At 26.3% G+C, this 7,253-nt stretch carries 6 protein-coding genes; all 6 read right to left on the reverse strand.

Translation table 11 applies throughout. The features are described from left to right. Positions 1–279: 279 nt before the first annotated feature. The gene (locus tag FHR24_RS15360) at positions 280–1,128 is read right to left on the reverse strand and encodes a hypothetical protein (protein WP_167191065.1); all 849 of its coding nucleotides are present in this window, start codon (positions 1,126–1,128) and stop codon (positions 280–282) included. 1 nt (position 1,129) lies between these two features. Next, on the reverse strand, positions 1,130–2,518 hold the full coding sequence (locus FHR24_RS15365; RefSeq protein WP_167191068.1) for a DUF3696 domain-containing protein: 1,389 nt from the start codon (positions 2,516–2,518) through the stop codon (positions 1,130–1,132). Between the two features lie 869 nt (positions 2,519–3,387). Beyond that, positions 3,388–4,101, reverse strand: coding sequence for a hypothetical protein (locus tag FHR24_RS15370; RefSeq protein WP_167191071.1), 714 nt, complete (start codon positions 4,099–4,101; stop codon positions 3,388–3,390). Positions 4,102–4,311: 210 nt separating this feature from the next. Beyond that, positions 4,312–5,268: an anti-phage protein KwaB gene (gene kwaB, locus FHR24_RS15375; RefSeq protein ID WP_167191074.1), complete on the reverse strand. Its 957-nt coding sequence runs from the start codon at positions 5,266–5,268 to the stop codon at positions 4,312–4,314. A 4-nt stretch (positions 5,269–5,272) separates the two neighbouring features. Continuing rightward, the gene (gene kwaA, locus FHR24_RS15805; RefSeq protein WP_394352398.1) at positions 5,273–5,842 is read right to left on the reverse strand and encodes an anti-phage protein KwaA; all 570 of its coding nucleotides are present in this window, start codon (positions 5,840–5,842) and stop codon (positions 5,273–5,275) included. 198 nt (positions 5,843–6,040) lie between these two features. Beyond that, positions 6,041–6,748, reverse strand: coding sequence for a hypothetical protein (locus tag FHR24_RS15380; protein ID WP_167191077.1), 708 nt, complete (start codon positions 6,746–6,748; stop codon positions 6,041–6,043). Between the last annotated feature and the right edge of the window lie 505 nt (positions 6,749–7,253).

Below are 7,253 nucleotides of genomic sequence, written 5' to 3' on the forward strand. Positions count from 1 at the left end.
GCGGAGCTAACCGAAAAATTCTCTTAAACGACTTTTTCAAAGTAATTTTAATACCATTCAACGATTGAATATTTCATAAAAAGAGAAAAGAGGAGAGAAGTGGTTTTTTCCAGTTTTAGCGGTTCTGACCTATGCTGGCTAACGTTGTTGTATATGGTTTGTTGCTTGTTTCAAGCACCTAATTTAGTAAATAATTACCGACCAAGAAAGTCCGCGAGGACTTTCGTAAGTCGGCGAGAAGCCAGCAATAAATTATATACGGTGTTAGCAACTGCTGTTTTAATTCAGACGACGAAAATGTTGATTTTTTTTAGACCATTCTCTAATACATTCACCTCTGTCAACTGTAATATCAATTTTCCAATTAGGTTCTGTAATTAATAAATTATCAAATGAATTGTCAAATGTTAAAATAAATGAATTAAAAAAGATTTTCCTTTCGTGGATTTTATCTGTTTGTCTTGTTGTATTTAAAATTAAATTACGACCTAAATTATCCTTTAATTCTGTGTTAATTCTTATGTATTCAGTTCTTTGAGTATGATTATTACCTCTAATTAAATTATAGTAATAGATTGATTTATTTTTTAAAAATGTGAAATATTTAAATTCTGAATAACGATTATAAATAGAAATTCTACCTGTATTTTCAGGGAAAGAAAATATATTTTTTATTAATTTCTGAATTTGAAGATTAGATTTAAAGTCATAATAATGAAATGATATATTGTTTGATTTTAATAATTCAAATAGTATATATTCTTTATTTTTATTTAATTTGGAAATTGAAGAATATTTGAAATGTTTTATTTTAAAATTTTCTTCTATCGAAATTGGGAATAAGCAATTTATTTGATTCACATTATCTAAATATAATTTTTCATATAAGTTGTCATCTTCATTATCTATTGTTGCTTCTGATGTTCTATTAGAATCATAAAGCTCCATTATAAGTGCCTGAACTTGTTCAAAATCTTCAATTTTAGACTCTAAAAAAGAAATGTAGTTTTTGGTAATTAAAATATTAACATTATCATTAAATAAAATATTGTTTACAGTATTAAATTCTTTATCTCTGGTATTTGATGTATATTTTTTGAAAATATCTAAGGATGGAAGAACTGTCATATTACAATAAATCTTTAATTAATTTATAAGAATTATCGAAAAACCCAGAAGGGAATTTTGGTGTTAATTTCCCATTTTCATTTATAATGTGATTTGTAATTTCAAATTTGTCAGTACCTCTTTTGAAATAATGTATTGTAACATCCTTTGAGGTTAAATCATATTCATTGTTTTTTATTAAAACTTGTAGTTTACGTATAATATGTTCACTGTGTGTTTCGATGAAATATTTATTTCTGTCACCTAAACTTAATAATGTTTCAATAAACTTTGACTGAAGTGAAGGGTGTAGATGAACTTCAGGTTGTTCTATTAATAAAGTTTCATTATTTCTAGAAAATTTCTCAGATAATATTGCTTGAAATAAAATAGGAAGTTGTAATGATACACCATAACCAACATCTGTTATATTAGCCCAAAAACCTTTAGTTTTTACGTTTAAAGCCAATACAGGAAGATCTTTATTTTTTATTAAATCAATTTCTTCTGCAATTCCAGATTGTTTAATAACCTTGTTTAATAATTTTATTTTAGTATTAAACTCTCGAGAAGAAATACTTGGGTCTCCTAAAATATTTATTAATTTTTCAATATCAATAAGTTTATGATTTGACTTTTTGTCTTCTTGAAAGTAAAGTCTCTTTGGCGAATTACCTATTGGGTTAACAAATCTAATTCCATCAAGATAATCCATACAATAATTTTGATAAATTAATAAGAAAATTATTCTATAATAAATATCAAGATGATTATCTATTTCTAAATCGAATATTTTCTTTTTAATTTCTCCGTCAAATAATGTAAAAAAGCCTTCTTTAAAAGTGGTGCAATTTTCAAGAGTAAAATTTAAATCACCTAATTCAAAAATTAAAGATGAAGATAATTCTCTTTGAGACTCATAATCTTCATTTTTTTTGCTTTTTAAAATAATTTTTCCTACTGATTCATTTTGTATTACTGTTGCTATATTTTGATGGTCATTTAGTATTGAATCCAAAGTAAAGTGTACTGATGTAGAAGAATTATTTTCAGTTATACTATTTAATAAATCAATTATAATTTTGGTTTCTTTTTCTTCATCTTTTTTATCAAATCTTTCTGTGAAATTTAAAAAATATTCAATGAATTGTTCGTTATCTTTAAAACCAAATTCTATTTTTTTAGTTTTATCTTTATTTTTTACAACTTCTTGATAATTTCCAAGGTCAGTGTAATCTCCTCGTAATTTTAAATTACTTTCAAGAGGTGAGTCTATTGTCTGTTTAAGGGATAATAGCATTTTTAATAAAGAACTTTTTCCTCCACTGTTTTCTCCAATTAGAATATTTACTCTTGAAAATTTCAACTTTTGATTATCAAAATTTCTAAAATTATGTATGTTAATTTCCATTTATTGTTCTTAAGTTGTTGCTAACGTATTTTGCTATGGTTTGTGCGGGCTTGAAAATCGGGAAGATTTTCGGGCAGGTACAAAGCCAGAGCTTTTTTGTTTGTTTTAACTTTTTGTTTTTTAAAGCCAAATCGAAAAAGATTTGGCGATGTTGTAAATATAGAAAAAACATTGAGAAAAAACTCAGCCCGCATTAACTATAGCAGTTGTTACCCTGCGTATTTTTCAAAGGTTGAAAAATATTTTATTTATAGTTGATTTTTTAGAATTTGAATAAAAATATTCAGCAATTAAAAACTATTATTTAATGAGAATTTTATAGTCTAGGTTTTTAAAAAATATCATTTACTTGGATAACTTTTTTTTAGAAAAAAAACTTTTCAATATTTAGTTTTTAGCACGATTTCTCTACATTTTAAAAACCATTTGCAAAGATTGTTTTCTCAGCTACGAACTTTGCTTAGAATTGATTTATGAGCCTTTTTATAGTCAAAGAAATAACTTCAACAATTTCTTAGACGACCAAATAAAAAAAACAGCGGAGCTAACCGAAAAATTCTTTTAAACGACTCTTTCAAAGCGTTTGTAAAATCTTTCAGCGATTAAAAATTTCATAAAAAATGATGAAGTAGGGAAGTGGTGTTTTCCAGTTTTAGCGGTTCTGACCTATGCTGGGTAACGGATTTGGCTAAGCTTAGTGTGGGAGTTGATAAATCAAGATTTATCGGACGAGCCACTTAGCTTAGACTTATTTATTTGTTTTTTCTTTGTCGGTTTAAAACTAATCAAATAAGTTTAAGCGGACAAAGTAAAGAAGCCAAAAACTTCGAGAAAACCTAAAAACCCACATTAAGTTTAGCCGTTGTTGCCTAACGTTTTTTTATTTCAGCTTGAATATAAAAATGATTTTGATTTAAATAATCATCGACACTATAACATTTAAAAATAAACTTATTCTCAGAAGTATAAACTCCCCATTCTGCACCCCAATTCTTTGGGTTAAATTTTCCAATATAATTTATTGATTTATTGTTAGTAAAAAATTCAAATCCATTTTCAGTGTACTCAGCTACTAGGTCGACGTTAAATGATATTATAAAATTTCCTTCTTTATTTAAACGAGGTTCTCCAAATGAGTCCGTTATTTCTCCATTTATCTTATTAACTAATTTATATCCATTTCCTTCTCCCCATTGTGTTCTTACAACATATAGATTTTCTGTTAAATAAACATTATCTAGTACGTTCTCGATTTCTTCAGAAATAGGATTCAATTCAATTTTTTTCCAACCATTATTTTCGGTTTTTAGAAACAAATTTCCTAATTCTTTCTTAGCAATGTTTTTATTTTTCTTTATTAAGTAAGTTTCTTTTAATAATGATTTTCGATGCATATTATCTTCTTTAGATAAAACATCTTTCATTTCAATTTCGAAGGTTGATTTTTCTCGTTCTAGGTTAGAGTCAATTTTGTTTATTGAAATTGTATAATTTTCAAAATTCAGGATTGTATCTATTTTTATTTTCTGAGCATTAACTTTCAGTAATAAAAATAAAAGCAGCAATGTTAATTTCGTTTTCATAATGTTTGGCAACGGTTTGGTATAAGATTAGTGTGGGAGGTAGACAATCGAAGAATTGTCAGCCGAGCCACTAAGCTTATACTTATTTAGTTTTTTTATTTTTGTCGACCTAAAAATACTCAAATAAGAATAAGCGACATTGTAAATAAACTAAAACTTTCGGCTAAAACTAAAAACCCCACATTAATTTTATACGGTGTTGTAAAACGTTTAATCTTCTGTATCTTCTTCGTATTCATCTTTAGCTAGACTCGCATAATGTAGTTTTGTTAATTCAGATGTGAGTAAGTCATCGTTTAATAGTTGTAGAAATATTTTTTTTGATTTTTTTGTTGTTAAATCAAATTTGCTACCATCATCAGTATACTTTAAGCTTTTTGTTGCAGGGTGTTTTCTTGCAAAATTAATTATTTCGCTATTTGGTATTCTCAGGTTTATAACTGGAGAATTCTTTGCAATTCGCGTTAATTTTCTTGCAAAGGAAACGTTGCTAATCATTTCTCTAAGACTATCTATTTCACGTAGAATATTCATAGAAGAAATATCATTAACACCTATGTCCGCTTCTCTTTTGATAACGTCTTGAAATCCAAAACTCTTTTCTATTGTTTCTAAATTTGTAATAATCGTTTTATCAGATATTCTTATGACTTGAAATTTCGGACTTATACGTAATAATTGTTCATTAAATTTACTAAATCGTTCTTTAGCTTTACCAATTATATATCCGCCTCTTGCTAGTATTTCGACATTTGAAAGTTTATTGAAAAGTGATATTTCTTTATCGCCACAAGCGAGTACAATAATTAATGAATCAATATCTATTATTTTATTTTTCTTGAAGTTGAATTTTTTTATGTTTTCGTCAGTAATTACAGATTCTAATTTTTTCAATTCTTCGGGAAGGTCTAAATCATATTCGTAAAAACAATTTTTTCGTTCATCAGCAGTTGAAAGTTGTAATATCGAAAAATCATCTTTTTCAATTATATTATTCTGAATTGAGTTTTTGAATAATTTAATAATTTGAGGTAAATTATCTAATTCTATATCTAATCTAACGACTTCGTTATTTTCTTTTAAGATTGAAAATATACTTATTTCTATTTTATCAATAGGATTAGTAATGATAAAATCTAATGATTGGTTTAATTCTTCTTTATTCATGTATTTAAATTTTGAATCCAAAGTATATTCGATTATCAAGTTTAATGTAACTTACTCTATCTTCAATCGACAGGTCTGTTCTTGTTATAATAATTAAATTCTCTTTAGACTTATCGTTTCTGAAGTTTCCATTTACTTTATATATTCGATATTGAAGCAATGCTAATGTTGGGTTAGAGTAGAAAAGGTCTGTTCTTATGTATATTGCTCCAATGACAATAAGTATAATAATAAATACGATTACGTATCTAATGTTGTCAAAATTAAAACAGACTAATGGAATGATATAGGTTGTTAAAAATGTCAAATTTTCATATTCAATGTTTTCAATTTCCGTAATTTCAAACGAAAGTTCTGGACTCCCTCTATTTATAAATAAGAAGTCTAAAAAAGAAACCATTCCTAAAAAAAGAAATATTAAACATACAGCTGGAGTTATATTATCAAAAAACAATTTTTCAAAACCAATAAATTCACAATTTTTAAAGCAAATTGTGAAATCGAATGTTATAATGATAATTAAAACAAATAATAACCAAAGAGATAAAATGAAAAAACCAATTTTTCTAAGCATAGCATTTCAAATGTAATGTTTTTTTTATTAATGTTTTACAACGTACTCGCATATGAAAATCAGCGAGTAAAAATTAAACAGATTTTCAGACAAGATAAAACAAAGTAAATTAACAACAAACAACGTAAAGCCTAAATAAAGCTGTTTTTTATATGCAGTGTTGGCTAACGTTTTTTAAAACACAAATTATTATGAAAACTATTTTTTTTCGATTTTTTTCTCCTTCAAAAGATTTATTTCATTTTTTAATTCTAATATTAAAATGTTTTTTTGATGTAACTGCTTTTGATAATTATCATATTTCAATGATAATTCGTCTATTGATTTACGCAATAATTGGCTTTCCTTTATCATTTTATCTTCACTCAATAACGTAGGAATAAAGCTTAAAGCAAACCCAAAAACAGCAAAAGAAAGAGTGTATATCGTGTTGTATTTAAGTTTATGGTTTGTTAGATTTTTAATAGAAGTTTCTAGTTCTCTATCTTTTCTTATAGATTCAAAATATTCTTTAGTAGATCCAATCTCAAGAGCTAAAACTCCATTTTCATCTAATTCATATTCTAAAGATGTTTTATTTTTTATTAACCGTAGAGCCTTAGATATTCTAAAAGTGTTTTCTCTTCCTCTTTCAAGATTAGAAAATCCATTTTCTATAGTTTCATTTAATAATTTATCGATATCTTTAAATGTAAAATCATTAATTTTCATAGCTACTGCTTCAAATGTTTGCCAACGTATTTTGCTATGGTTTGTGCGGGCTTGAAAATCGGGAAGATTTTCGGGCAGGTACAAAGCCAGAGCTTTTTTGTTTGTTTTAACTTTTTGTTTTTTAAAGCCAAATCGAAAAAGATTTGGCGATGTTGTAAATATAGAAAAAACATTGAGAAAAAACTCAGCCCGCATTAACTATAGCAGTTGTTACCCTGCGTATTTTTCAAAGGTTGAAAAATATTTTATAAATAGATGAAATTTCAAGTATTAGGATAAATTTTTTCAGCGATTAAAAACTATTATTTAATGAGAATTTTATAGTCTAGGTTTTTAAAAAATATCATTTACTTGGATAACTTTTTTTTAGAAAAAAAACTTTTCAATATTTAGTTTTTAGCACGATTTCTCTACATTTTAAAAACCATTTGCAAAGATTGTTTTCTCAGCTACGAACTTTGCTTAGAATTGATTTATGAGCCTTTTTATAGTCAAAGAAATAACTTCAACAATTTCTTAGACGACCAAATAAAAAAAACAGCGGAGCTAACCGAAAAATTCTTTTAAACGACTCTTTCAAAGCGTTTGTAAAATCTTTCAGCGACTAAAAATTTCATAAAAAATGATGAAGTAGGGAAGTAGTGTTTTCCAATTTTAGCGGTTCTGACCTATGCTGGGTAACGTATTTTGCTATGGTTAG

Origin of the sequence: Wenyingzhuangia heitensis, assembly GCF_011762155.1 — a bacterium.
GTDB lineage: Bacteria > Bacteroidota > Bacteroidia > Flavobacteriales > Flavobacteriaceae > Wenyingzhuangia > Wenyingzhuangia heitensis.